The organism is Aneurinibacillus aneurinilyticus ATCC 12856, from assembly GCF_000466385.1.
Lineage (GTDB): Bacteria > Bacillota > Bacilli > Aneurinibacillales > Aneurinibacillaceae > Aneurinibacillus > Aneurinibacillus aneurinilyticus.
Map to the genome: position 1 here is coordinate 23,480 of NZ_KE952747.1, position 24,969 is coordinate 48,448.

At 48.3% G+C, this 24,969-nt stretch carries 21 protein-coding genes; 2 read left to right on the top strand and 19 right to left on the bottom strand.

The features are described from left to right. Positions 1-16 precede the first annotated feature (16 nt). The 12 genes from HMPREF0083_RS07850 to tkt form a co-directional block, all read right to left on the bottom strand. Entirely contained in the window at positions 17-517 is a 501-nt protein-coding gene (locus HMPREF0083_RS07850; protein WP_021620670.1) for a EutP/PduV family microcompartment system protein, read from the bottom strand. 18 nt (positions 518-535) lie between these two features. After that, positions 536-877 (bottom strand): ethanolamine utilization microcompartment protein EutS, encoded by a 342-nt coding sequence (gene eutS, locus HMPREF0083_RS07855; RefSeq protein ID WP_040301965.1) that lies wholly within the window; start codon positions 875-877, stop codon positions 536-538. Positions 878-1,000: 123 nt separating this feature from the next. Next, positions 1,001-1,516, bottom strand: a complete 516-nt coding sequence (locus HMPREF0083_RS07860; RefSeq protein WP_021620672.1) for a GDYXXLXY domain-containing protein — start codon at positions 1,514-1,516, stop codon at positions 1,001-1,003. Further along, the gene (locus tag HMPREF0083_RS07865) at positions 1,513-2,727 is read right to left on the bottom strand and encodes a DUF2157 domain-containing protein (RefSeq protein WP_021620673.1); all 1,215 of its coding nucleotides are present in this window, start codon (positions 2,725-2,727) and stop codon (positions 1,513-1,515) included. The genes HMPREF0083_RS07860 and HMPREF0083_RS07865 overlap by 4 nt, the downstream gene beginning before the upstream one ends. A gap of 4 nt (positions 2,728-2,731) precedes the next feature. Then, the gene (locus tag HMPREF0083_RS07870) at positions 2,732-2,941 is read right to left on the bottom strand and encodes a hypothetical protein (protein WP_148315919.1); all 210 of its coding nucleotides are present in this window, start codon (positions 2,939-2,941) and stop codon (positions 2,732-2,734) included. A 67-nt stretch (positions 2,942-3,008) separates the two neighbouring features. Further along, positions 3,009-4,565, bottom strand: coding sequence for an ABC-F family ATP-binding cassette domain-containing protein (locus tag HMPREF0083_RS07875; protein WP_021620675.1), 1,557 nt, complete (start codon positions 4,563-4,565; stop codon positions 3,009-3,011). Between the two features lie 96 nt (positions 4,566-4,661). Continuing rightward, a complete protein-coding gene (locus HMPREF0083_RS07880) occupies positions 4,662-6,353 on the bottom strand; it encodes a sensor domain-containing protein (RefSeq protein WP_051354576.1) in 1,692 nt (563 codons plus the stop codon). Positions 6,354-6,542: 189 nt separating this feature from the next. Continuing rightward, a complete protein-coding gene (locus HMPREF0083_RS07885; protein WP_021620677.1) occupies positions 6,543-7,601 on the bottom strand; it encodes an NAD(P)/FAD-dependent oxidoreductase in 1,059 nt (352 codons plus the stop codon). A gap of 108 nt (positions 7,602-7,709) precedes the next feature. Continuing rightward, complete coding sequence (locus HMPREF0083_RS07890; RefSeq protein WP_040301969.1) at positions 7,710-8,297, bottom strand: S-layer homology domain-containing protein; 588 nt, start codon at positions 8,295-8,297, stop codon at positions 7,710-7,712. An 11-nt stretch (positions 8,298-8,308) separates the two neighbouring features. Beyond that, positions 8,309-10,483 (bottom strand): DNA topoisomerase III, encoded by a 2,175-nt coding sequence (locus HMPREF0083_RS07895; RefSeq protein WP_021620679.1) that lies wholly within the window; start codon positions 10,481-10,483, stop codon positions 8,309-8,311. A gap of 187 nt (positions 10,484-10,670) precedes the next feature. Further along, positions 10,671-11,183: a DUF2179 domain-containing protein gene (locus HMPREF0083_RS07900; protein ID WP_040301971.1), complete on the bottom strand. Its 513-nt coding sequence runs from the start codon at positions 11,181-11,183 to the stop codon at positions 10,671-10,673. Between the two features lie 179 nt (positions 11,184-11,362). Continuing rightward, complete coding sequence (gene tkt, locus HMPREF0083_RS07905) at positions 11,363-13,366, bottom strand: transketolase (protein ID WP_040301973.1); 2,004 nt, start codon at positions 13,364-13,366, stop codon at positions 11,363-11,365. Between the two features lie 208 nt (positions 13,367-13,574). On the opposite strand from tkt, the gene ilvA reads away from it, so the two are divergent. Next, entirely contained in the window at positions 13,575-14,783 is a 1,209-nt protein-coding gene (gene ilvA, locus HMPREF0083_RS07910) for a threonine ammonia-lyase (RefSeq protein ID WP_021620682.1), read from the top strand. Positions 14,784-14,835: 52 nt separating this feature from the next. Here the strand turns inward: ilvA and HMPREF0083_RS07915 are convergent, their stop codons facing one another. Both HMPREF0083_RS07915 and HMPREF0083_RS28685 read right to left on the bottom strand, forming a co-directional pair. Next, positions 14,836-15,753 (bottom strand): HRDC domain-containing protein, encoded by a 918-nt coding sequence (locus HMPREF0083_RS07915; RefSeq protein WP_040301975.1) that lies wholly within the window; start codon positions 15,751-15,753, stop codon positions 14,836-14,838. Between the two features lie 78 nt (positions 15,754-15,831). Beyond that, positions 15,832-15,996, bottom strand: coding sequence for a hypothetical protein (locus HMPREF0083_RS28685; RefSeq protein WP_021620684.1), 165 nt, complete (start codon positions 15,994-15,996; stop codon positions 15,832-15,834). Positions 15,997-16,147: 151 nt separating this feature from the next. Here HMPREF0083_RS28685 and HMPREF0083_RS07920 point away from each other — a divergent pair, with 151 nt between their 5' ends. Then, on the top strand, positions 16,148-17,350 hold the full coding sequence (locus HMPREF0083_RS07920; RefSeq protein ID WP_148315921.1) for an iron-containing alcohol dehydrogenase: 1,203 nt from the start codon (positions 16,148-16,150) through the stop codon (positions 17,348-17,350). Between the two features lie 48 nt (positions 17,351-17,398). On the opposite strand, the gene HMPREF0083_RS07925 is transcribed toward HMPREF0083_RS07920, so the two are convergent. The 5 genes from HMPREF0083_RS07925 to HMPREF0083_RS07950 all read right to left on the bottom strand — a co-directional run bounded on the left by HMPREF0083_RS07925 (position 17,399) and on the right by HMPREF0083_RS07950 (position 24,942). Next, positions 17,399-17,917 (bottom strand): PadR family transcriptional regulator, encoded by a 519-nt coding sequence (locus HMPREF0083_RS07925; protein ID WP_021620686.1) that lies wholly within the window; start codon positions 17,915-17,917, stop codon positions 17,399-17,401. 230 nt (positions 17,918-18,147) lie between these two features. Continuing rightward, on the bottom strand, positions 18,148-18,957 hold the full coding sequence (locus tag HMPREF0083_RS07930; protein ID WP_040301976.1) for a TrmB family transcriptional regulator: 810 nt from the start codon (positions 18,955-18,957) through the stop codon (positions 18,148-18,150). A 482-nt stretch (positions 18,958-19,439) separates the two neighbouring features. Next, a complete protein-coding gene (gene meaB, locus HMPREF0083_RS07940; protein ID WP_021620689.1) occupies positions 19,440-20,567 on the bottom strand; it encodes a methylmalonyl Co-A mutase-associated GTPase MeaB in 1,128 nt (375 codons plus the stop codon). Positions 20,568-20,569: 2 nt separating this feature from the next. Continuing rightward, positions 20,570-22,753: a methylmalonyl-CoA mutase gene (gene scpA, locus HMPREF0083_RS07945; RefSeq protein WP_021620690.1), complete on the bottom strand. Its 2,184-nt coding sequence runs from the start codon at positions 22,751-22,753 to the stop codon at positions 20,570-20,572. Next, complete coding sequence (locus HMPREF0083_RS07950) at positions 22,750-24,942, bottom strand: methylmalonyl-CoA mutase family protein (protein WP_021620691.1); 2,193 nt, start codon at positions 24,940-24,942, stop codon at positions 22,750-22,752. Before HMPREF0083_RS07950 ends, scpA begins: the two co-directional genes overlap by 4 nt. Positions 24,943-24,969: the final 27 nt, after the last annotated feature.

A 24,969-nucleotide genomic window follows, 5' to 3' on the forward strand; every position in this document is an offset into this window, starting at 1 on the left:
TAAGCGATGTAAAGGTTTACATATCGGAAATATTTGTTGATTCCAAATTCGAACAATACTCTTTCATTTGCGCACGAGAAGCACATGCTACGAGCGAACGGATTTCCTCCAGACCCTGCTTCTTGTAGGCGGATACATATATGATGGGGCCATCCGGCATCGCTCTCCTTATCTGTTTTGCCGCACGAACGCGATCAGCATTCGGTGCATCGATTTTGGTCACCACGCCAATAGACAATTTCGGAATACCGGCAGCGAATCCGGGAGGGAAAATCGTTTTCGACTTGGTTGCATCTTGAATGAACAGCACATGCGTCACTTCCAGCGCCGTAGCCATAATATTTTTGTAGAATAACGGATTCTCCGTATACTCGCCCGGTGTATCTACAATCCAGTCATAATATAGCAGCGATTGTGTTTTTACCGCTGGCACATCACGGTCAAGCAGCGCATTCGTTAGCGTAGACTTGCCGGCGCCAATCGCTCCGATAAGCATCGCACGATGTTGCTTCGCCATAAAGCCCCTCCCCTTCCGTTACGATTTAGTAATACGTGAAGGCGTATAGCCTAGATTGTGTTCCAGAAATTCATTAATTTGCTGCATTGCTGTCTCCACTTCAGATACGCTGCCTACCAATACAAGACTTCCAGTAAACCGATCGAGAAATCCGATGGTTACGTGTGCCGCTTTGGTCGCCAAATCACCGGCGATAATCACCGTTTCGCTCGGTGTTAATGTCAGAATACCAATAGCTCCACCATACGGAATACCCAACTTATCGAACATGTCTTCATCCGGATTGGCGATGAGGTGGCTCAGTGTAATCTGTTTCCCCGGAACGAATTCCTGGATAAACCGCTTCTTTTCTTCCATCATGCATCTTCCTCCAATCGAACGCAGAAAAGCCCCTGTCCAATAAGACAGGGGCTTCATTGCCGCGCAATTTTTTATGCTAGTATATCATAGATATGAACAATATGCATACAGATCTTTGTTTTTCTATTGTTCGAATACCAGTCCGGTAATCTTCGATTGTCCCCAGGGCGCGACTTTAACCGTAACAATTGCCTGGCCAGAACGCTCCTCCCATTCTTTCCCTGTATTCTCTTCTACATAATAGCGCTCAAATCCGTAGAGTAAATTAAGGTGCTCTGACTCTCCCCAGCCACGGACGCGTGCTTGAAGGATGGCTTCCCCGTCCTTTGCCTGCGGTTTCACGGGATAGACAGCTACAGCGCTATCATATGCTTCGTTTCTGCGCAACACAGCATAAACCGTTTGCCCTTCCTCCGGCCGTTCTCCACCTTTCCATACCGACCATGGAAGCGAGCTAATTTCATAGGAAAGCTGCACATAATCTCCATAGAACAAATCACGAGGGTCCACAGGTGCCGTTTTTAACCGAATTTCCTTACCAACCGCATCCACTGCATAGTACGAGGCTCCCATTCCACCAAGAAACAATACTTGTAGCAACACTAGAACAGCGAACAGGGCTGATGCTCTTCGCTTCATACCTGGCTACCTCCTTTGCCCTCATCACGCAACCGTTTGTGTCGCTGTCGCTGCAAGAAGGCATTCAGCACAAACAATAGTAAACCGCCTCCAAGAAAAAACAGCGATTTCGGAAGAAAACCCCAGGCAACCTGAATGTACCCTACAAACGTGCTAAACAAAAACAGCAGCGTTCCTGCATTGACCTTGCTGCTCCACTCCTCCCGGTGCCCTATCCATAACAAATAGCCTGAGAAAACGAACAGGATAAGCAAATACATGACATCGCCGCCCGCTTTCCAATAGAAGAACGGCAGGAAAATCGTCCATTCTACAAGTGTCAACGCCTCACTATGCTTACGCTTGCCCAGATAGGAAAGGACAAACGCGCCTGCAAATAAAATAAAAAACGTAGCCGCAAGTGGTGCTTGTTCATTGTTCATCTCACCGAGAAAAAAAATGAAAAACACATCAAGAAAAAACGCAGATATAAGTGTTCCTAGCTGACCGGCAATCCGTGCCTGGCGATCAGAAAGCCAATCCAGCACCGCGTATAAAATGGCTGACATGAGTATGAGCCATCCTATCGCCTGGTTTTCCACAATCAAATAAAGTAGGCCATGCAGTAAAATGCTTGGTGTAAGCGCAGTGAATATGACACGCTGCCTGTTCTGTAGCGCATATCCACCTGCGCCTATAAGCAATAGAACAAGCAGCAGCCAACTGAACTGCTGAAACGAAATCGCGCTGTATAGCTGACCGGCATTCAAAATGACCAGCGCAAGAAAATACAGCAGCCGCCCCCGATACATCCAGGCCAATAGGATAGCAGGCAACGACCAAATAATGAATGCCCGCGCATCATAGGCAATCAAATGAAACATCTGCCCTGTTAAGAAAATACCAGCGCCAAACGTAATCACACCAAGCGCAAGCAACGATATCCCGAGAGCTTTAGCACCACGCTCCTCGTTACGGTAGCCATACACATAAAAGCCGCTCATCGTCAGCACAATAAGCAGCAATCGGAAAAGCTGCGGAATAGCCGACCAGTTGGATGCAACAAACGTTAAGATACCGGCACCTACCAAAAGCGCACCAAAAACCGGCAGCTTTTCGCTTATGCTTCTTTTATATGGATATAGCTCAGCGATTTGTCGCCGCTGCTCCTCTGTAATAATTCCGCGCTCAACCCACTGCCGGCTTTCCTCTTCCACCCACTTTCGCGACATATGTTCACCCCTGTTTAAATTTTTCAAGCTTTGCAAATGGATTTTTGTGCTTTATTGGTTTCATTTTATGCTTGCGTCCGCATGTTTCGCACAAGAACCCGGCTATACTTTCCGCCTCATCCTTTTTGTCGGATGCACCGCTGCGATAAATCGCATACACAAGCTCCATTACCGCCTTGCCGCAAGCCATGCACCGTTCCTCCTGCTTATTCAACCCTATCACTCCTCATCGTTAAGAAAAGAGGGGCAGGAACACACCCTCACCCCTCTTGCAAAAATGGTTATATATTCACCTTCGTTGCCCATTCCTCCACATTCCAGACACGAGTTACCCAATCCTTATAAAAGTCTGGTTCATGGCATACAAGCAAAACGGTTCCTTTGTATTCTTTCAACGATTGCTTCAATTCTTCCTTCGCTACAACATCAAGGTGGTTGGTCGGCTCGTCGAATAAAAGCCAATTGCTCTCGTTCATCAGTAACTTGCACAGGCGCACTTTTGCCTGCTCGCCACCGCTCAACATATTAAGCGGGCGGTTAATGTGTTCATTCTTCAAGCCGCAGCGCGCCAATGCGCCGCGCACTTCATGCTGGTTCATGCTTGGAAACGCATTCCATACATCATCGAGCGCCGTTACATTCCCAGCCTTTACTTCCTGCTCAAAGTACGCTGGATACAGGAAATCTCCCTGATATACGGAACCATCATACGGTTTTACTTTTCCGAGAATGGTCTTTAACAGCGTAGATTTTCCGACACCGTTACAGCCGACGATGGCAATTTTTTCGCCACGCTCCACCGTCATATTCATCTTGGGCAACAGCGGGCGGTCATAGCCTATTACGAGGTCTTGTGCTTCAAATACAGTTTTGCCACTAGCCCGCGATTCCTTAAATGTAAATGTCGGCTTAGGCGCGGTCTCCGGACGATCAATACGGTCCAGCTTCTCCAGCTGCTTCTGCCGGCTGCGGGCACGACCGCTTGTTGAGTAACGCGCCTTATTTCGCTGAATGAAATCTTCTGTTTTCTTAATATAATCCTGCTGGCGCTCATATGCACTAATATGCTGCTGCTTATTCATATCAGCCATATCGAGAAATTTCTCATAGGTTGCACTGTAGCGGGTTAATTTTGAGAATTCGAGGTGATAAATAACATTGACTACATCGTTCATAAATTCCGTATCATGCGAAATCAAAATAAAAGCAAATGGATATTCCTTCAGGTATATCTTTAACCAATCGATATGTTCAACATCAAGGTAGTTTGTCGGCTCATCAAGCAGCAATACGGTTGGCTTTTCAAGTAGCAGCTTTGCGAGCAGCACTTTTGTCCGCTGTCCGCCGCTCAATGCCGACACATCGCGGTCAAGGCCGATTGCGTCAAGTCCCAGACCGTTCGCCATCTCTTCGACCTTAACATCAATGAGATAAAACCCGCTTGCATCGAGCTGCTCCTGAATATCGCCCATCTCTTCCAACAGCTTCTCCAGTTCTTCCGGCGTTGCCTCCGCCATCTTCTCGGAAATGGTCATCAGTTCTTTTTCCATCTCGAATAGCGGCAGAAACGCGTCTTTGAGTACATCGCGTATTGTCTTGCCCGAGGTAAGCACTGTATGCTGGTCAAGATATCCATAACGGACGCGCGGCGTCCACTCTACTTTTCCTGAGTCACGAATTAATTGTCCGGTCAATATATTCATCAACGTAGACTTACCTACACCGTTCGCACCAACCAGCCCGACATGCTCGCCTGGAAGCAAACGGAATGAAACGTTCTTAAACAATGTACGATCGCCAAACGTATGGCTTAAATCTTCAACAGTTAACAAGCTCATGAAATAACTAAATCCCCCTAATCAAGATGCATATAAGTAACGTTTGATTGCTTGGCTTTCCTTTTCCATCATACCTGATTAACGGGAAGAAATGAATCAGTTGCTTATGGAAAAAAGAAGTTTTTCCATCTGCTCTTCCGGAACAGGGCGACTAAGCAAATATCCCTGTACCTCGTCACATGCATGCTCACGCAAATAGCTTAACTGCTCTTCCGTTTCTACGCCTTCAGCCACCACCCTCAAGTTAAGCTTCTTGGCCATATCGATTACCGTACGCAAAATTACACCATCGGCTTCGGAAATTGTCACATTTTCCAGAAATGACCGGTCAATCTTCAGCGTATCAAACGGGAACTTCTTCAAATAATGAAGCGCTGAATACCCTGTACCAAAATCATCGATAGCAATGCGAACACCAAGCATTTTCAGCTGCCGCATCATATCAAGCGCAACTTCCGCTTCTTCCACAAACACGCTCTCCGTCAACTCTATTTCCAAACATCCGGGATGTAAGCCCGTCTTGCGCAAAATATCCATCACCATCTGCACGCAATCCGGCTCTTTAAAATGCAGATACGATAGGTTGACCGAAACGGAAGCATGAATTTCTCCCGCTTCCTGCCATTGCTTCACCCGGGCGCATGCCGCTTCCAGCACCCAGCGGTCAATCTCAAGAATTAAGCCTGTCTTTTCAGCCAGATTGATAAATGTGCCGGGGAACATCACCCCGTTCTCTGGATGCAGCCAGCGTACGAGCGCCTCCATGCCCACTAGCTTGCTGCTTTCAACTTCATAGCGCGGCTGATAATGCAGAAACAGCTCATTGCGGTGCACCGCATTGCGGAGTTCACTGCGAAGCACCCACTGCTCTCCAATGCGCACCATCTCCTGCGAATAAAAACAATAGCAATTACCGCCGCGCTCCTTCGCCCGATACATGGCTGTTTCCGCTTTCTTTAGAATTTCTTCTGGTTCGCTCCCGTCTATCGGGTACACGCTCATGCCTACACTGGCTGTCATATGAATAGTCGTATCGCTCGTTTGAATCGGGGATGTAATAAGGGAGATGATTTCGGTTGCTTTCGCCCTGGCCTCCTCTTGCGTAATATTCGTGAGCACCGCCGCAAAGTTATCTTTGCTTAGACGGGCCAGCATCGTTCGCTCATCCAACACCTGGGAAAGTTTCTTCGCTACATGAGCAAGCACTGCTTCACTCGGCGTCCGTCCAATGGCAGCATGCATCATCTTGAACTGATCAATATCAATAATCATCAAGGTAAACGGGCTGCTGCTCTCATGCTCGCCATTCACCGCTTGCTGCAGGCTTTCATCAAATGCAAGCTGATTGGGCAGGCCGGTCAGCGCGTCGTATTTCTTCATGCGCTCGATTTGCCGTTTCGCCTGCCTGCATAAGGTCAAATCCAGCGAACAGCCGATAAGCTCCTGCTCCCCGTCCTCATCTTCTGATAGCACGAGAGAGACGTAATATACTTCTTGTTCACACACAAGCTCATGGATAATCGGTTCCCCTTGCCAGGCCCTCTCATACTGTATCTGCAAATATCCAGCAAATTGCGGTGCAAACAACTCCTGCGGCGTTTTTCCTCTTACCGCTTCGGTCGTCAGCCCTTGCCGCTTCGCTACCCTACCTTCAAACATCGTGTAAACGAATGTTGCCTCTGCTTCTGTTTCGCGACGCACTTTGTATACGACATTGTGCAGCTTCTCTAACAGACTTTGGTACTTCTGTTCCGTTTGTTGTAGCGAAGTTATACTTTCGTCTTGCATGGGCTTTTCCACCTCTGTCTTTTTGATCACGGACCGCACCAGCCATAGTTCTATAGTCATGAACCATTTTATAAAAAATTGAAAAAAATGTCTATATTTTATAACCTGCCGTTAGCAGACACATGAAACATCACAAATAAAAAAGCTCTTATGCCCCGGTTATGCACCTAAGGCCAAGAGCGAAAAAATTTATAATATGTGTAACAAGCGCTTCGCTGCGGCAATACCTGAGAGCGCAGCCGTTTCAATTCGTGCGTGCTGTGCCTTGTCTTCCGGGGCGATAAACGAATCCCCCGCAAGCAAAGCGGGCGACTGCAGGCCCAAATCGGCGAAACGTGCGGGATATAACGTTTCCGCTAACGAAAATCTCCAGCGCTTCAGCTGCGCTTCTACAATATTGGCATCTCCCCGCCATACATGGGCCTCTTGCAGCAATTGGCGAAGCACCTCATCATCCGGTCGGTTGAAATGATCGCGGGACCATCGACCACAAGCATATATCGTAAGTGCGTGCTGCGAAGAAATACCTTTCTGATAGTTATCCACGACCAATTGTACTGGATCAGTCGCATTTTTCGCTCGCACATAGCCCGGCTCAGGCACTGCGGACGCTCCATCCAGTTTCAGCAGTGCCGCCAAACAAGGAAGATAGCGGACTGCAGCTAGCTTATGCTCCTGCTCTTCGTTCAGTCGGTTTCCGCCCTGCCTAAGCAAATATAAAGCCTGAGGTGGCGGAGCTGTTATAAGTACAGCCCGCGCCCGGATGCTTGCCTTATTTCCGGGATCGTACACTTCTTCCGGCAATACTTCGTCATACGTCTGCGCCACATATTCCTGTTCTTCCGAGACCCAGTGAAGCAGCCATCCGTTCTGCTCTGGCTCGATGCTTGTCACACGAACACGTACACAAATATCCAGCGGCTCCGCCAAATGCCGGGTAAGCCGATTCATACCGCCTTCCGCACGGTAACGCGCATGGGGTTCGCCGAACCATTCCGTTATCCAGCCTCGTGCCTTCCAATCTTGTGCGTATGCCGCAAATTCAGGTGTGCGTACGGTAAAATACTGCGCACCATGATCGAACGTCGCCCTGCCGATTTCCCTGGTCGCCATCCGGCCTCCCCCGCTGCGTCCTTTGTCCAGTATAACTACCTGCTCTTCGCCCGCTTCTACCAACGTACGGGCCGCCATTAGACCGCTTATACCGCCGCCGATAACCACGATCGGATGTTTTGGAACTCCTGGCATCCTTTCTCTCTTCCCTTCCCCAAGCTATCTCGGTATTTTTCTCTATTATACAAAGAGACAAGCAGAGGAGAAACAAAAGTCTAAGGAAAAAAGCAACAAAATCCAAACTTAGTGCGTAATAAAACGAGTATATCCTTTTCTGTGCAGTGTTTTAAAAAGCTGGGCGGCTTCGGCACGGGTAAGCGACTCATCCGGTGCGTATGAAGCATACGTTGCACTGCCTGATATACGCCCGGCGACAATTTCTTTTTTCAACAGCCATTCTACCGCCTGTTTCTCATTATAATCATAGCCCAACGCTTTTGTTATCGTACGGGCGACCGCTCCACGCCGAATGGCCCGATCTTTGTACACGCCTCCCTGAACAGGTATATGCAGGTCAACCGCAGTCGCATAATAGGAGGACGCCCAGTGTTCACCCTGCATATCCCCTGTAGGTACACTGTTTATATTAAAAAAATAATGCATATACATCACAAGAAATTCCGCCTCGCTCACCATACGGGAAGGTTGGAATGTACCGTCCTCATATCCTCCGACTATCCCTTGCTCTGCAGCCCATTCTATGCTCGCGTATGCCCAGTGCGCAGCCGACATATCCTTAAAATGGGCGGCAGATGCAGGAACACAGGACACAGCCAGCACAATGACCATCCATAATACAACCAACCATCTCTTCCGTTTTGTATTCTTCAAGGCGTTCCCTCCTATTTCCTTTCCGGGAAAGCAAATGATGGCTTTCCGGTTTTATCATCCCATATCATATATGCGTCAAACACCTTATCGTTTTTTTTGAATCCTTTAATGAGGTCGGTTTTTCCTTCTTTCAATAACTTTTTGGCATTCGCCTGTGAAATGGTTTTGCCAAGAATTTTTTTAGAAAAGGTAAAGCTGCATTTGGTTTTTGAATAATTTGCACAGCCATAAAATGTACCTTTGTCCACAACATCACCGCCACACAGCTTGCAAGCCCCCACTTTAGCTGGCGCTTTGTTTTTACCCTTACGGCTGGGGGCGTTCGCTTTCACCTCTTCCATATCAATATTATCAAACGTCCAGCCCTTTGCCTGCTCCACAGCATCTTGAATAATTTTGACTGCAAGTTTCTTGGCTTGCTCCATGAAATCCGTAGCTGAAGCTTGTCCCCGGCCGATTTCGCTGAGCCGCTGCTCCCAACGTGCCGTCATCTCCGGTGAAGCGAGGATTTTTTCACCGATCGCCGCGATGAGAAGCATCCCCTTGGGCGTTGCGTAGACCTGATTTTTCTTGACTTCGAGATAACGCCGATCCTTAAGCATTGTAATGATGCCAGCTCGGGTGGCTTCCGTACCGAGCCCTTCGGTTTTCGCCAGCACTTTCTCCAGCTCCTGATCCTCTAAATGCTTGCCGGCCGTCTTCATCAGCGTAATTAACTGCCCTTCTGTATACCTCTTAGGCGGCTGGGTCTTGCTTTCCTTCACCGCTATGCGGGCCACCGCGCCCTTCTCTCCTTGCACAAGCGGCGGAAGCAGCGGTTCTTCTCCATCCTTCTCACCTTCGCCAAACAAAACCTTGCGCCAGCCCTCACGTATTTGCTGGCGACCTTTCGATAGGAATTCCGCACGGCTATCTACCAAGGTCAACACAGTCGTATAATCAAAAACGGCTGACTCATAATGCGCAGCCAAAAGGCGACGTACAATTAAATCGTATATTTTCCTTTCGTCGTCCGACAGCTTATCCAATGCAGGGACCTGCTCGGTCGGAATAATCGCATAATGATCGGTCACTTTCTTCTCGTTGACATAGCGCTTGTTCGTAAGAACCGAATGAATCGGAAGCGGAAAGAACGGTGCATATTCCGGCTTACTCCCCAGCTTTTCCAAAATTTCCGGAAAAGTACGCGCTTCCCCTTCCGTAACAAAACTTGAATCCGAGCGCGGATATGAAATGTATCCTTTGACATACAATTGTTGAGCAATATCCAGCGTCTTCTTCGGCGGGAATTTATACGCTTTGTTTGCAGTCGCCTGCAGCCCTGATAGATTAAATAAATATGGCGGCTGAAATTCTTTGCGTTCTGTTTGTGCATCCTTTATTTCCGCAGGCTTATTCTGACAGAAAGCCGCGATGGCTTCTGCCATTTTCGGATCATTCAACCTCGATTCGTCGTCTTTTTGCCACTTTCCCTGATACTGTTTGTCGTCCATTTGGAATTCGGCAAACACTTCCCAGAATGGTTCAGATATAAAATCCGCAATCTCTCGCTCTCGCTTGACAACAAGCGCCAGCGTGGGTGTCTGAACCCGCCCTGCGGAAAAGACATCGTTGACGCCATGCTGCTTCATTAATAATGAATACACACGGGAAGCATTCATGCCAACTACCCAGTCAGCACATGCACGACTGTATGCTTCATAATATAAATTGCGCGTATCCGCTTCATCACGCAGTTGCGCGAATCCCTGACGCACCGCCTTCTCCGTCAACGAAGAAATCCAAAGCCGCTTCATCGGCTTCCTCGTTCCGGTTTGCTGAACAATGGTCCGGACAATAAGCTCACCCTCCCGTCCCGCATCGCCCGCGTGAATAATTTCATTTACATCCGCACGCTGCAATAGCTTTTTTATTATCTGAAACTGCTGTGCCTTCGCTTTCATTACCTTGTATTTGAATTGTTCGGGAATGATGGGAAGGTTGTCCAGACTCCACTTCTTCCAGACCGAATTATATTCCTCAGGAGCCACCAGCTCACATATGTGACCGACCGCCCATGTGATGAGGGCGCCATCCTGAAACGTCTCGTTCGGCAAGATCTCGATGTATCCCTTATGTTTTTTCGATCGGAATGGGGCAGCTAATTTCGTTCCCTGATCAGGCTTTTCTGCAATAATCACTTTCATTTCTCTTCTCCTTACACTCTGTAGACCGTATCTTGTTCAATTTACTATTCTACTGTATATCTCATATATTTACACGTATATGCAAACAAAAAAAGCAGGCTATCCGCCTGCCCTGTCCTTGTTTAACTATTGCCGATTTGTGCACGTTGCAGCTTCCTGCAAAATGTCCTCATCTACGCTATATGATTTACTTAGTAATTCGCTTCGTCCAAAAACCTCCATGGAAAAACTTCGGCTCATACGAGATAACGAACGCCTTCGGTGCCAGTTCCTTGATAGTATCGTACAGCTTTTTCTCATTTCTTCGCTTAGCCAATACATTCATGACGACACGTTGACCGTCTTTGCCGTTTGCCTCCCAGCTCGTTACACCATACCCCTTCTCGCGGAGCACCCGACTAATATCATTGTGCTCCGAATCAAGCACAATCTGCACGGTTACATAACCAAGCGCCAGCAGTTCTTCAATTTTACTCCCCATATATACACCTGTACCCCACCCGATACAATAGGCAGCTAGGTTAAATGGATTGTCCAAGCTATCCAATACAAGCGAAAGCCCCATCAAATAAATAAAAACCTCTATCGTACTGATTAATGATGCCAGCAACTTCTGCCCCTTCATCACCATAATCATCCGAATCGTAAAAAACGACACATATACGATGTTAATAGTGAAAATAATAAGCAGCTGTTCCACCGCTTTGCCCTCCCCTGTGTATAACACACGTTTATCTTTTGATTGTTTGTCTCGCATAAAATATCACATGTTTAAAAGCAAAGTAAAGCAAAATTATACTGCTTATCATAAAAGTCTTCTATATTTTGCATATTCTCTATTAAAAAAGCGACCCTCTACGTAGAGCGGCCGCTTTTTACTTACTTGTTTAATATGCTCTCTGCAAGGGTAACGACATGTTCCGGTGTAAATCCGTATTCTTCCATAATTTTCTCGCCTGGGGCAGATGCGCCAAACCTGTCAATCCCAAGCACCACTCCTTGTTCGCCGATATAGCGCTCCCAACCGAGTGGATGTGTCATCTCAACAGCGAGACGCGCTTTGACGGCAGGCGGCAGCACTTCGTCTTTGTACGACTGCGGCTGCTGCTCGAATAATTCCCAGCTTGGCATGCTGACAACCCGCACGCTATGGCCTTTTTCTTTAAGCATATGCTTAACCTCCATAACCAGACTAACCTCTGAACCGGAGGCAAGCAAAATCAAATCCGGTGTACCGTCTGACTCAGATAATATATATGCGCCGCGAGCAACAGATTCCATCGCTTTCTCATTCGTACCCTCCAGTACCGGCAAACCCTGGCGCGAGAGAATCATGGCTACCGGACCTTTACTGTAGCCGACTGCGTAACGATACGCAGCTACTGTTTCATTCGCATCCGCCGGGCGCAGGACAATTAAATTCGGAATGACGCGCAGCGAAGGAACATGCTCAATCGGCTCGTGCGTAGGGCCGTCTTCGCCGACTGCGATGCTATCATGCGTTAATACATAAATCGCTGGAAGCCCCATTAATGCGGACAAGCGCAGTGCCGGACGCAAGTAATCAACGAAAACAAGAAAGGTCCCACCGTACACCTTGACACCACCATGAAGCATCATTCCGTTCATCGCCGCTGCCATCGCATGTTCCCGGACGCCGAACCAAATATTGCGCCCTTCATACTGGCCAGGCTTGAAATTTTTTTCATCTTTAATCGTTGTTTTATTGGATGAAGCCAAATCCGCCGATCCGCCGAGGAAAAATGGGACGCTCTTCGCCAATGCATTAATCGCTTTACTCGATGCTTCTCGTGTTGCGATTTTGCCATCTGCCGGAGAGAAGAACGGAAGGGATGCCTCCCAATCAGCATGCAGTTCTCCGCGTATAGAACGCTCGAATTGCTCGGCAAGCTCGGGGTGCTCCTTTTTATATGCCTCGAACATTTTTTGCCACTCTTTTTCTTTCTGCTGTCCGCTCGTTTTTACTTCGGCAAAATGTTCACGCACCTCATCAGGGAATTCAAACCATTCATGCTCCCAGCTGTACGCTTCGCGTACAAGCTTAATCTCATCAATTCCAAGCGGAGCTCCGTGGGCTGCTGATTTACCTCCTTTATTCGGACTTCCAAATCCGATCACGGTTCTCACTTCGATAAGCGTCGGACGCTCCGTTTCCTGCTGCGCCTCAGCGATTGCCTGTGAAATAGCTTCTACATCATTGCCTTCATCAACACGCAGCACTTGCCAGCCATAAGAGTCAAAGCGTTTTGCCACACTTTCCGAGAATGCGTAGCTTAATTCGCCATCCAGACTAATGTCGTTGGAATCATACAACACAATCAGGCGGCCAAGCTTCAGATGACCGGCAAGGGATGCCGCTTCAGCTGCGACTCCTTCCATCAAATCCCCGTCACCACACAACGCGTACGTATAATGATCAATTATCTCATGTCCATCCCGATTGTATGTAGCAGCAAGGTGGCGTTCCGCCATCGCCATGCCTACCGACATACCGATACCTTGGCCAAGCGGACCTGTGGTTGCTTCCACGCCTGGCGTATGTCCGTATTCCGGATGACCGGGCGTGCGGCTTCCCCATTGGCGGAAATTCTGCAAATCATCAAGTGACACATCATATCCGGTCAGATGAAGCAGGCTATACAACAGCATTGATCCATGACCAGCGGATAGAACGAATCGGTCGCGGTTTATCCAGGCAGGATTGGCCGGGTTATGATTCATGAATTTCACCCAAAGCGCATATGCCATGGGGGCCGCTCCCATCGGCAGGCCAGGATGGCCGGATTTTGCCTTTTCAATGGCTTCAACCGAGAGAATGCGAATGGTATTAACTGCAAGCTGTTCTAGCGCTTTATTGCTCATTCCGTTCCTAATCCCCTTTCGTGAATAGTGTTCTTCCTGATGTATATTCCCTTTACCTTTTTTCATTATGCCAAAAAAAAGCAGGAAAATAAAATATGCCCGACAAGTTGCAACAGTAAACTGAATCTCGAATAGAGAAAAATTGGCTTTTATACTAAAAAAGTCATTATAATGAAGAAAGAACGATTATACCGAAAGGCGGATTCATATGGTTACCATTGAAGGCATCCGCCGGGCCAGGGAAACGCTGAAGCCGGTCGTACGTTATACGCCGCTTGACTACTCGACTACATTCAGCGAGCTGGCCGGCAATCCATTATACTTAAAGCTTGAAAACCTGCAAAAGACCGGTTCCTTTAAAGTGCGGGGAGCCTATAACAAAATCGCTTCGCTCAGTCCAGAGGAGAAAGCGCGCGGAGTCGTTGCAGCTTCAGCGGGCAATCATGCACAGGGCGTGGCCTTCAGCAGCACAAAGGCCGGTATTCCCAGCATGATTGTCATGCCGGAAGGCGCTCCCCTCAGCAAAGTACAGGCTACCAAAAAATATGGCGCACAGGTTATCCTTCACGGGCAATCATTTGACGAAGCGCTCGAAAAAGCGTTTGAACTTCAAAAGGAAACGGGTGCTACCTTTCTTCATCCGTTTGATGATTCACACGTTATTGAAGGCCAGGGCACACTTGGGCTCGAAGTGCTTGAACAGCTGCCCGATGTGGATGCCATCATCTGTCCAGTCGGCGGAGGCGGGCTCATCGCCGGTATCGCCGCTTGCGTAAAAGCCATTGCCCCCCATGTAAAAGTATACGGGGTGGAAGCGGCAGCCTGCGCAAGTATGACGGCTTCCCTGAATAAGAAGCGCCCTATGTCCGTAGCAAGCACTGGGACGATTGCAGACGGGATTGCAGTCAAAAAGCCGGGCTCTATAACGTATGAGCTGGTGGAAAAGTACGTTGATGATGTGTTTCTGGCAGAGGATATCGAAATTTCGCGTACGATGCTGTACTTGCTTGAACGCAGCAAGCTGCTTGTCGAAGGTTCCGGCGCTTCGGCACTCGTTCCATTGCTGTACCGGAGAATGCCGCTTAAAGATAAGAAGATCGCCGTCATTCTGAGCGGCGGAAACGTCGATGTCACTTTCATGTCGCGCATTATTGAGCATGGTCTAATCGAATCAGGCCGCTATGTGCGAATCATAACAACTGTCCAGGATAAGCCAGGCAATCTAAACCGGCTGCTTGCTCTCCTCGCGGAAGAGCGGGCCAATATTATCTCCATACATCATCACCGAATCAGCCCGCGCATTGTACCCGGACAAGCGGAAGTGGAAGTAGAGCTGGAGACAAACGATCGGATGCATATTGAACGTATCACGGAACGTCTAATACGTGAAGGCTATCCTGTAGACGAGCGTATGTGAGAAAAAGAGCAGCGGCTTACGCCCTGCTCTTTTTCTTACTGTTATTGCTGACTCATCCGACAGTTGCTTGTTCCATCTTTCTTCTTACAAGGGCAAGTCGAATTTGATGATATGAAATCCTCGCTTCATATGGCGGTACATCGCCGTTCAATTCCAAGTAAATCGGCTTTAGCCGGTCCGCTCCAGCATTGTCGATGACAGCGGCGATCTCAGCATAAGGCACCTCGCGCGTCAAAAATGCTACGTACGCTTCGATATCATATCCGTCTTCAATCAGCTTTTCCAGGTACCCTATCACCGTATTGACTGAAACATCGAGTTCACTTGCCAGCTCTTCCAGCTCTGGCGTTTCTGCTTGCAGGCGGGTCAGTAACCTAACCTGCCGTTCCTGCTTCTGGGTGCGGACGGGCTGTGCCCCCTCCAAAACAGCGGATGGGATGTGAAAAGCAGGTGTCTGTCCGCGAAGTAAATCCAGCAGCTCAAACCCATACTGTTCCCATCGTTTCTCCCCGCAATGCGGCAGGCCGAGAAACTCCTCTTTTGTCTGCGGCATAAAGGTAGCCAGCAGAAATAGCACTTTATCTTCCAGAACCATGTACGGAGCTACATTCATTTCATCTGCTATCCGTCTCCGCCACTCTCTTAGCAATCCCAGCACATCTGAACTGTAATAGCTCTGTGCTAGCGCCAGCATGTCCTTATTCCAATCCGTTCGCGTCATTACTGGCTCGCTTGAGCAGATAGGTGTATACTCTGTAAAACGGAGCAGTCGCTTTTCCCCCTCCAGCTTCATGAACGCCGTCTGTAAATTTGCCCCGCTGTACAGCAAGTAATTCTCTTCTTCGCCATCGACCGTTACCGCATAGCGCACAAGCTTATATTCACCGTCTCGCTCGTACAAGACCAGCTTTGCAATTTCCGCTCCTCTTTCATACGTTTCCACATGAATGAACTGACGCAATACACTCACGGCTTCTCACCTCTTCCTCCCATTTTTTATTCTATATTTACGTAATCCCTTTGTTAATTGCTGCATTCTCCATACTTGCTACCATATGTAGCGAACACCGTATCGCCCGTCTTTCACCCGGAATATTTCAATGATACGCGGACTACGATAACCCATCGTCCACCAATCTTCCTCCATTCGCTTAACGAGGCAGCTCGCTTGAAATTTCGTGTTAAACAAAGCAATCCAATAAATCCAATTCATACAACGTGTTCCCCCTTTTCTTTAGCATATCCGTATTCAGGAAAAACTTGCTATGAAAAAGTAAGTATGAGACGATGGAATGAACAGCGTATTAAGAATGGGAAGCTATATACTTATCTTAACAAACTCGAACGAAGAGGAGGATATTCCCTTGTTAAACTTTACATTAAATATGCCGACCCGAATCCACTTCGGTAAAGGAGAAGTAGATAGAGCCGGTGATATCGTCGCAACCTATGCAAAAAAAGCGTTACTCGTCACCGGCCGTTCTTCAACAAAAAAAACCGGTTCCCTTGATAAAGTTATCGCATCGCTCAATAAGGCAGGCGTAAGCCATATCCTATTCGATCGTATTGAACCAAATCCTCGCGCTACAACAATCGATGAGGCTGGGCGCATCGCACGCGAAGAAAACTGTGGACTTATTCTCGCACTTGGCGGAGGCTCAGCGATGGACGCAGCAAAGGCCATCGCCACCGTTGCCTTGTCTGGACGTCCAATTCACGAATACATCCGTGGCAGCAAGGCAAGCAAATGGAAAGAGCTGCTCCCAATCAAAGAAGCGCTGCCGATCGTCACCATCCCTACTCTGGCTGCTACGGGGTCAGAAGCCAATTCAGGCGCGGTTATCACAAACTGGGAGACGAAAGAAAAAGCCGGTATTGGCGGTCCTGGTCTCTTTCCAAAAGCAGCCATTCTCGATCCTGAATTAACTTATACCGTCCCCGCTAACTATACGGCCGACGGTGCGGCAGACATATTCACCCATCTGTATGAAGGCTACATGACCGGAGATGAGCATGCAAACGTTCAGGATGAACTTACAGAAGGACTCATGCGCAATGTCCTCATCTACGCGAAAAAAGCGCTGGAGTATCCAGAAAACTATGAGGCACGCGCTCACCTGCTATGGACGAGTACGCTGGCATTAATCGGCATCGCAGGTGCGGGCCGCGGCGGTCCGTTCCCGGTACATGCCATGGAGCATACACTTTCGGCCCACTATGATATTTCGCATGGACGCGGTCTTGCCATTATTACACCTGCCTATTTCGAACAAATCATCCTTGCCGATCGTCCACACCGTCTGGCCCGCCTCGCGCGTAACGTATTCCGCATTACCGAGGACAACGATATACGGGCGGCCAAAGCTGGTATTGCAGCGCTCATACACTGGTACAAAGAAATCGGAGTATACGATACGCTGCAAGGCGTCGGCATTAAGCGCGAAGACCTGCGACTGATGGCAGACGAGACGATCCGTGTCAACGGCAATGGCACAAATACGATCCCTGGCACGCACAACCTCACAGCAGACGAAGTGCTGAGCATTTTTGAAGCGTCGTACGAATAAATGATAACATATCAAAAGGAGCGGACCTGGCCCTCTCCTTTTTTGCATTCATATTGATTTTTTCAACTTGGAAATCGTATCCATCAGCCACTCATAATCACTGCGCATCAAACGCAAGCGCCTATCTATGGCCAAATCTACGCTCGGGTTGCTCGCATGTTCGGGCGCCGATTCATATGTCTGAATTTGCATCTCCAGACGCTGGAGCCGCTCCTGAAGGTAACGCACCGCTTCCGCGGGAGAAAGGTAATCAAGGAACATCAATCCGATATCTCCCGGCAATGTTACTTGCTTCAGCTCCGACAAATTCTCTTGCAGCAGACGATAGAACTCGTCTTCCCCTTCTGCTGTAATCGAATACACTTTGCGCGGCGGACGATTCTCCTCCTGTTCCATATGCACAGTCACATATCCCGATTCATGAAGCCGTCCTAAAATCGCGTATGCGGTCGCCTTCTTCAAGTCCATTACCCGGCTTACATTCCGCTCAATAAAATCGTTAATCTGATAGCCATGCTGGCTCTGGTTCTTCAGCAGCCCCAGCAGCAGCAGTACTCTTTCGTCCATGCTTGCCTTCCCCTTTTTCCCCTAGTTATCCTCATTATAATCATGCTTGACTATACAAATCAATTAACAATATAATGGCGTTGAAAATATAGTCAGCTCTGATTAATCATATGTAATACACGAAGAAGGAGACTGCCATGAACATCGTAGCAGCCTCCTTTTCGAATGGTAGTTTCTCCATCTCGTCTTAATAACGAACTATTGATTAGCGAAAGAAAATACGGTTCGTCTTATCTGAACCGTTTTCCTGTCATCACATGAATTAAATCATTTTTATTCTTCCAAAGAGCTTCAAGCTTTTCAGAGCCAAATTCTTGCGTAATTTCTTCAACCATAATGTCATGCCTAATATATTCAGTAGCGACCAATACAAGAGCAGGATCCTTCGTTTTTACCGCCCAGGCAGAAGCCTGATCTGTAAAATTGGCAATAAGCACCTCTTCCGCATCGCGGACCACAACGGTCAAATGCCCGCCCATCCGCTCTTCAACAACATCAGGCGTCATATAATTATGATGATACGTACAGCCTAAATACGTCTCTGGCGCACCAAAAAGAACCGTAAAAATATTCGCTCCCTTCTCGGCTTGCCGATCAACGGCTTCTTTTATTCGCGGAACTTGCGGTTCCCATACCGATAACCATAGCTCTTTTTCTACTTTATTAATGATATCTATCATTTCATCAATGACTAATTGTTCGCTGCGAATCCGCCAAATAACGTCTATATCCCGTTCTGTTTCAAGAGCCGATAATTCCTTTTCAAGAAAATCGAAAGATTCCTCAAAATTTTTTCGAAGCCGTTCGATTAAGTCTTTTGCCGGAACAGGTGAATATTTCACAGGATCTGACGGAACGGTGTAAATAGCACCTTTATCCAATAACTTGCCCAATACTTCATAAATCATGGAACGTGGCACGCCCGTACGCTTGCTCACTTCATATCCTGTCACAGCTGAATGCTTTAAAAGACCTACGTACGCTTTACATTCATATTGAGAAAAACCCAGTTTCTGAAGCTCCTTGTATATCGTATCCATAAAACTCCTCTTTTTAGTCGTTATATTATTAACTACCATTTAAAATCATGTCCCTAATTTTGTCAATACGCAGGTATTATCCCGCACTTTTATTTTACGACTACATTAATCGAGGACATTCTGCTCTTATTAATAAGTGCATACGTAAGCCCTGCCCTACTCATCCTATGATACAGCTCCTGTAAATCTTTTTGTTCGGATTGCAGTTGATATACGTAGTTGTCCAGTCCTCCTACCGTCTTTAATCCAGCTTCATGTAGAATGCGAATTCAACACGGCGTCCGGATGCTCTAAAACAATAGAAAAAATGGCCTGCGGCTGGAATGACTCCAGCCACAGCTCCCCTTGTCGATGTGTAAATATCTCGGTTGCAGCAGGAGGATGTAAACACACGTCGCCCTCGTAAACCGATGTTTGGTGAACCTGATGTACAATAACTTTCATTTCTCACCTATTTCTGCAAAGCGCAGGCATAAAGGTTCTCATCCTTTCTCATATGCGGCCAACAATTCTTTTGCTGCAATTGTAGCTGATATACTCCCCTCACTTACCTGCTGCTCGATTCCCGGAATGATTTTTTTCACATTCGGATCGTTGAAAAATCCGGTTTGCAGGTGCTCCTGTACCATTGTATATACCCACTCCAGCACCTGTGATTTTCGCCGTTTTTCAAATGTACCGGTTGATTGCATCTGATGACGGAAGCGTTCCACTATATCCCATATATGCGCAACACCCGCTCCGGTAAGTGCAGAGCATGTATACGCCTCAGGCATCCATCCTTCCGAAGCCGGCTTCAAATAATGCAGCACCCGATTGTATTCTTCCTTTGCCACCTGCGCTTTGATAATATTATCTCCATCCGCTTTATTAATCAGGAGCGCGTCCGCCAACTCAATGACACCTTTTTTTATTCCTTGTAGTTCATCGCCGGCACCTGTCAGCATAACAAGCAAAAAAAAGTCAGTCATCGAGCGTACGGTCGTTTCGCTTTGTCCAACCCCTACCGTTTCAACAAGCACAGTATCAAACCCGGCAGCTTCGCATACAAGAATGGTTTCCCGGCTTTTGCGTGTAACGCCGCCTAACGTCCCCCCTGAAGGAGAAGGACGGATAAATGCATTGGGCTGGCGGGACAGCCGATCCATACGGGTTTTATCGCCCAGAATACTGCCCCGTGTAACACTGCTGCTCGGATCAACGGCAAGCACAGCTACCCTACGTCCCTGTTCACAAAGCATGCAACCAAATGTTTCAATTAATGTACTCTTTCCTGCCCCTGGTACGCCTGTAATACCGATTCGAATCGATCTGCCGGTATACGGCAGCAATTGCTTAATAACCTCCTGCGCCATCTCAATGTATCGTGGCGCATTGCTTTCAACCAACGTAATTGTTTGAGCGAGAATCGTTCGGTTCCCTGATAATACACCTTGAACATAATCATCTACAGAAAGCTTTCGTCTGCGAGAGAAAGGCGGGCTGCTTCTCCCGGCTGTTTGTCCCGGCATTCCGTCATGTCCACCGTTTACACCTTCCATTACATGACTGGCAAAAGCAGTGCCCGCTTCTTCCGGCACCCACTCAGGCCTTTGTTTTTCCTTGCTCATGTTTATATCTCATCCTCTAAACGCTGATTGATGGCTTCTAGCACTTTTTGCGCTGCCACCGGAATAACGGTACCCGGACCAAAAATAGCTGCAGCTCCGTTTTGTTTTAAAAATTCATAATCCTGGGCTGGAATTACGCCGCCGATAATCACAAGAATATCCTCCCTGCCCAGTTTCCTTAGCTCTTCCATCAGCTGCGGAAGCAGTGTTTTGTGACCAGCAGCCAGCGAGCTCATTCCGACGACATGCACATCATTTTCTACCGCTTGCTTGGCCGTTTCTGCCGGCGTTTGGAACAGCGGCCCGATGTCCACATCAAATCCGAGGTCAGCAAACGCGGTTGCAATCACTTTGGCGCCGCGGTCATGTCCATCCTGACCCATTTTTGCGATCATAATGCGCGGGCGGCGCCCTTCCTGCTCTTCAAACTCATCCGTCATTCTGCGTACGATCGAAACTTGTTCTTCTTCGCCAAATTCAGCACTATATACCCCGCTAATGGAACGGATAACGGCTTGATGGCGTCCAACCACCTTCTCGTATGCAGACGAAATTTCCCCAAGGCTTGCACGGGCACGTGCAGCCTCGATCGCCAGCGCGAGCAGATTTCCCTCCCCTGTTTCCGCCGCCCTTGTAATGGCATCCAATGCAGTACGCACACGCGCCTCATCGCGATTGGCGCGCAGTTCGGCCAAACGTTTAAGCTGGGCTTCCCGCACCGCTGTATTATCCACCTCAAGAATATCCAGCGGATCTTCTTGCGTGAGGCGATGCTTATTAACACCGATAATCGTTTCTTTCCCGGAGTCGATACGGGCTTGCCGGCGTGCAGCCGCTTCTTCAATCCGCATCTTGGGCAGACCGGTATCAATCGCTTTAGCCATACCGCCCAACTCTTCAATTTCTCTAATATGTCCCCAGGCGCGACGAACGAGTTCGGCTGTCAGCGATTCCACGTAATATGATCCGCCCCATGGGTCCACTACATTACAAATGCCCGTCTCATCTTGCAAAAACAATTGAGTATTGCGCGCAATGCGTGCCGAGAAGTCAGTAGGGAGGGCAATCGCCTCATCAAGTGCATTTGTATGTAGCGATTGTGTGTGACCGAGTGCGGCCGCCATTGCTTCAATACATGTACGGGCAACATTATTAAACGGGTCCTGCTCCGTCAAACTCCAGCCGGATGTTTGACAATGTGTACGCAGGGCCATCGATTTTGGGTTTTTCGGCTGGAAATCCTTGATTAAGCCTGCCCAAATAAGGCGGGCGGCACGCATTTTTGCTACTTCCATAAAATAGTTCATACCAATCGCCCAAAAAAATGACAGCCGCGGTGCAAACGAATCAATGTCGATTCCTGCTTGTAAACCTGTACGTACATACTGTAAACCGTCTGCAAGCGTGTAGCCAAGCTCAATATCAGCGGTAGCCCCTGCCTCCTGCATATGATAGCCAGAAATACTAATGCTGTTAAACTTGGGCATATGCTGCGACGTATAAGCAAAAATATCGGCGATAATCTTCATCGACGGTTCCGGCGGATAAATATACGTATTGCGGACCATATATTCTTTTAAAATATCATTTTGAATGGTACCCGATAATTGTTCTTGCTTCACTCCCTGTTCTTCGGCTGCTACGATATAAAACGCCATGACCGGAAGAACCGCACCATTCATCGTCATCGAAACAGACATTTGATCAAGCGGAATCCCATCGAATAAAATTTTCATATCCATAATGGAATCTACCGCTACCCCGGCTTTTCCTACATCTCCTACAACCCGGGGATGATCGGAATCATAGCCACGATGGGTAGCCAAATCGAATGCAATAGATAAACCTTTCTGTCCGGCTGCAAGGTTACGTCGATAAAATGCATTACTCTCTTCAGCCGTGGAGAATCCGGCGTATTGACGAACCGTCCACGGCTGTGTGACATACATGGAGGGATAAGGCCCGCGAAAATATGGCGGCAATCCTGCCACATAGCCAAGATGCTCCATATGCTGAATATCTTCGTGTGTATACAGCGGCTTCACATCAATTTGCTCCATCGTATGCCACACTAGCTCATCAAGCGATACGCCTTCCGCCTCCGCCTGTCTGCGCCAATCTGCCAGCGACGCTGCCGCAAATTCATTCCGATAAGCTAGTTTAGTAAAGTCAGGTGTTTGTCTCATAGCATAATTCCTTTCTGATGCAGCAGGGAGCGAAGTACTGCATAGCAGTCGCTCTGCATTGTAATTGCATGATGCACGCCAGCTTCTTTATATATCGCCCACTGCTCGGCTTGCGGCGCGCCTGCCAGAAAAATGGTGCACGAAGGGAGCGTCCGCCTTAACATTTGCACTAGCTGCGGAACAATGTTCGGGTACATATCATCACTTGAACAAATAACGATAATGGAGGCAGTTGAAGCAGCAGCCTCCCGGACAGCCTCTTCCAGAATGTTAAAGCCTTTGTCAGCCAGCACCTCAAACCCTCCCACTTCAAAAAAACCGGCTGAAAAATCGGCACGTGGCTTATAGCTTTGAGTCGGCCCAATGTTCGCCAGAAATACTTGTGGTCGCTTCCCCGTTCGTTCTGTATATGCATCTACCGCGGTGCGCAGCTCTTCAAATGGTTCTGCGGCGCGTTGTGTCCGAATCTTGACTATTGCAGGAGTCGTGCCCGCTCTCCTTCCTTGCACAGCTTCTGTAATCTCCTGCAACGTCGCTCCGGCCTGGGCAGCCTCAATTGCCGCTTCCATCGCCTGCTCTCCCTGAGCGTCGTACAGCTTATCCAATGCGCTTCGATGCACACTAACATCAATAGAGGAACGAAATGCGGCCAGCTCAACCAGCCACTTTTCATATACGCTTTCTTCCTCCATCTTGCGCACTATAGGCGCTTCCTTCACGTTGGCATACACATTCGTTCCGACTATCCGATCCTTTCGGCGGTTAATATTATGCCGACGGGTACGGGCCACCTCTTCGATAAGCCGCTGCGGTTCGCCTTCTTCTAGAGCACGTACCATGCCGCCTTTTCCTTCAATATGCTGAAACAACTTCCATGCCTTTTGTGCCAGTTGATCCGTCAGCACTTCAACATACCAGGAGCCCCCTGCCGGATCGATCGTTTTCCCAAGGTGTGCCTCCTCCTCCAGCAACAGTTGGGTATTACGGGCAAGACGGCGAGAAAACGCATCAGACTCTCCGAGCGCTTCATCGAACGGACTCGCATGAAGACTGTCTACGCCGCCCACTACACCGGCAAGCGCCTCTGTCGTTGTGCGCAGCAAATTCACGTACGGATCGCGCACCGTTTTGGTCCAGAAGGATGTGCGCCCATGTATTTTCATTTTTGCCGATGCTTCACTTCCACCAAATGCGGACACAATATTAGCCCATAACATACGGGCGGCACGCAGCTTAGCAATTTCCATAAAGAAATTCGATCCGAGCGAAAATGAAAAACGAATATGTAGCGCACTTGTGTCGATGTCTACATCCCGCTCCTGCATAGCCCGAATATAGGCCACAGCCGAAGCCAGTGAGAAAGCCATCTCTTGAACGGCATTGCCACCCCCATCATGATAAGGGTGTCCCTGTACAAACACGGTTTGCAGGTTTGGTGCATGCCGGTTTGCCCAGAGCGTCATCTGGCTCATCGCATCATATACGCCTTCCAGCGAATAAGGGAGAATGCCCTCCTTGACCCACATGCTCAATGGATCCATGCCAATGCATCCGCACAGCTTATCCGCCGATTTTCCTTGTTCACGCATATAGGCAATGAGCAAAGACAAAACAGACTGAGCGCTCAATCCACTTTGAATCAAAAGCGGAGCATGCTCCAAATCAATATCTGCAAAAGCCTGAGCCACATCCAGTTTTGTGCAAAGCGAAAGTCCCTTACCTCGATGCGACTGCACCTGATCGGCATCCCTCCCCAGACATGTCGGCGTATCCAGCACAACATGTATCATGTTCTGTCCACGCTCCATATCATGCTTTGCGATACGATTAAACGCCTCGGGTGTAGCGGCTGAAAGCTCCTGCGCCACATCCCATGACTGCTGGATATATCCAAGTGTACGCGTTCCTCTGACATAAGGAGCAGCACCGGGCAGCATACGTACCACATCGGGGATCTCCTCCAAATTTTCCGGCATATAAATAGGCTGGAGCAAAATGCCTTCGTACGTTTTTGTCATTAGCTTATCTTCAAATGACTTTCCTTTTAACGTTTTTTCGGCAGTCTGTCGCCATGCCTCATATGTCGGACGGGGGAAAGCTGTAAATATGTGTTTCTCATCTTTTATTTTCTTTTTGGTTTCGTTTCCCATCATGTTATGCGGTACGTAAACGTTGGAATGATCCAGCATTTACGTACCACCCACTCCTTTCTGCAC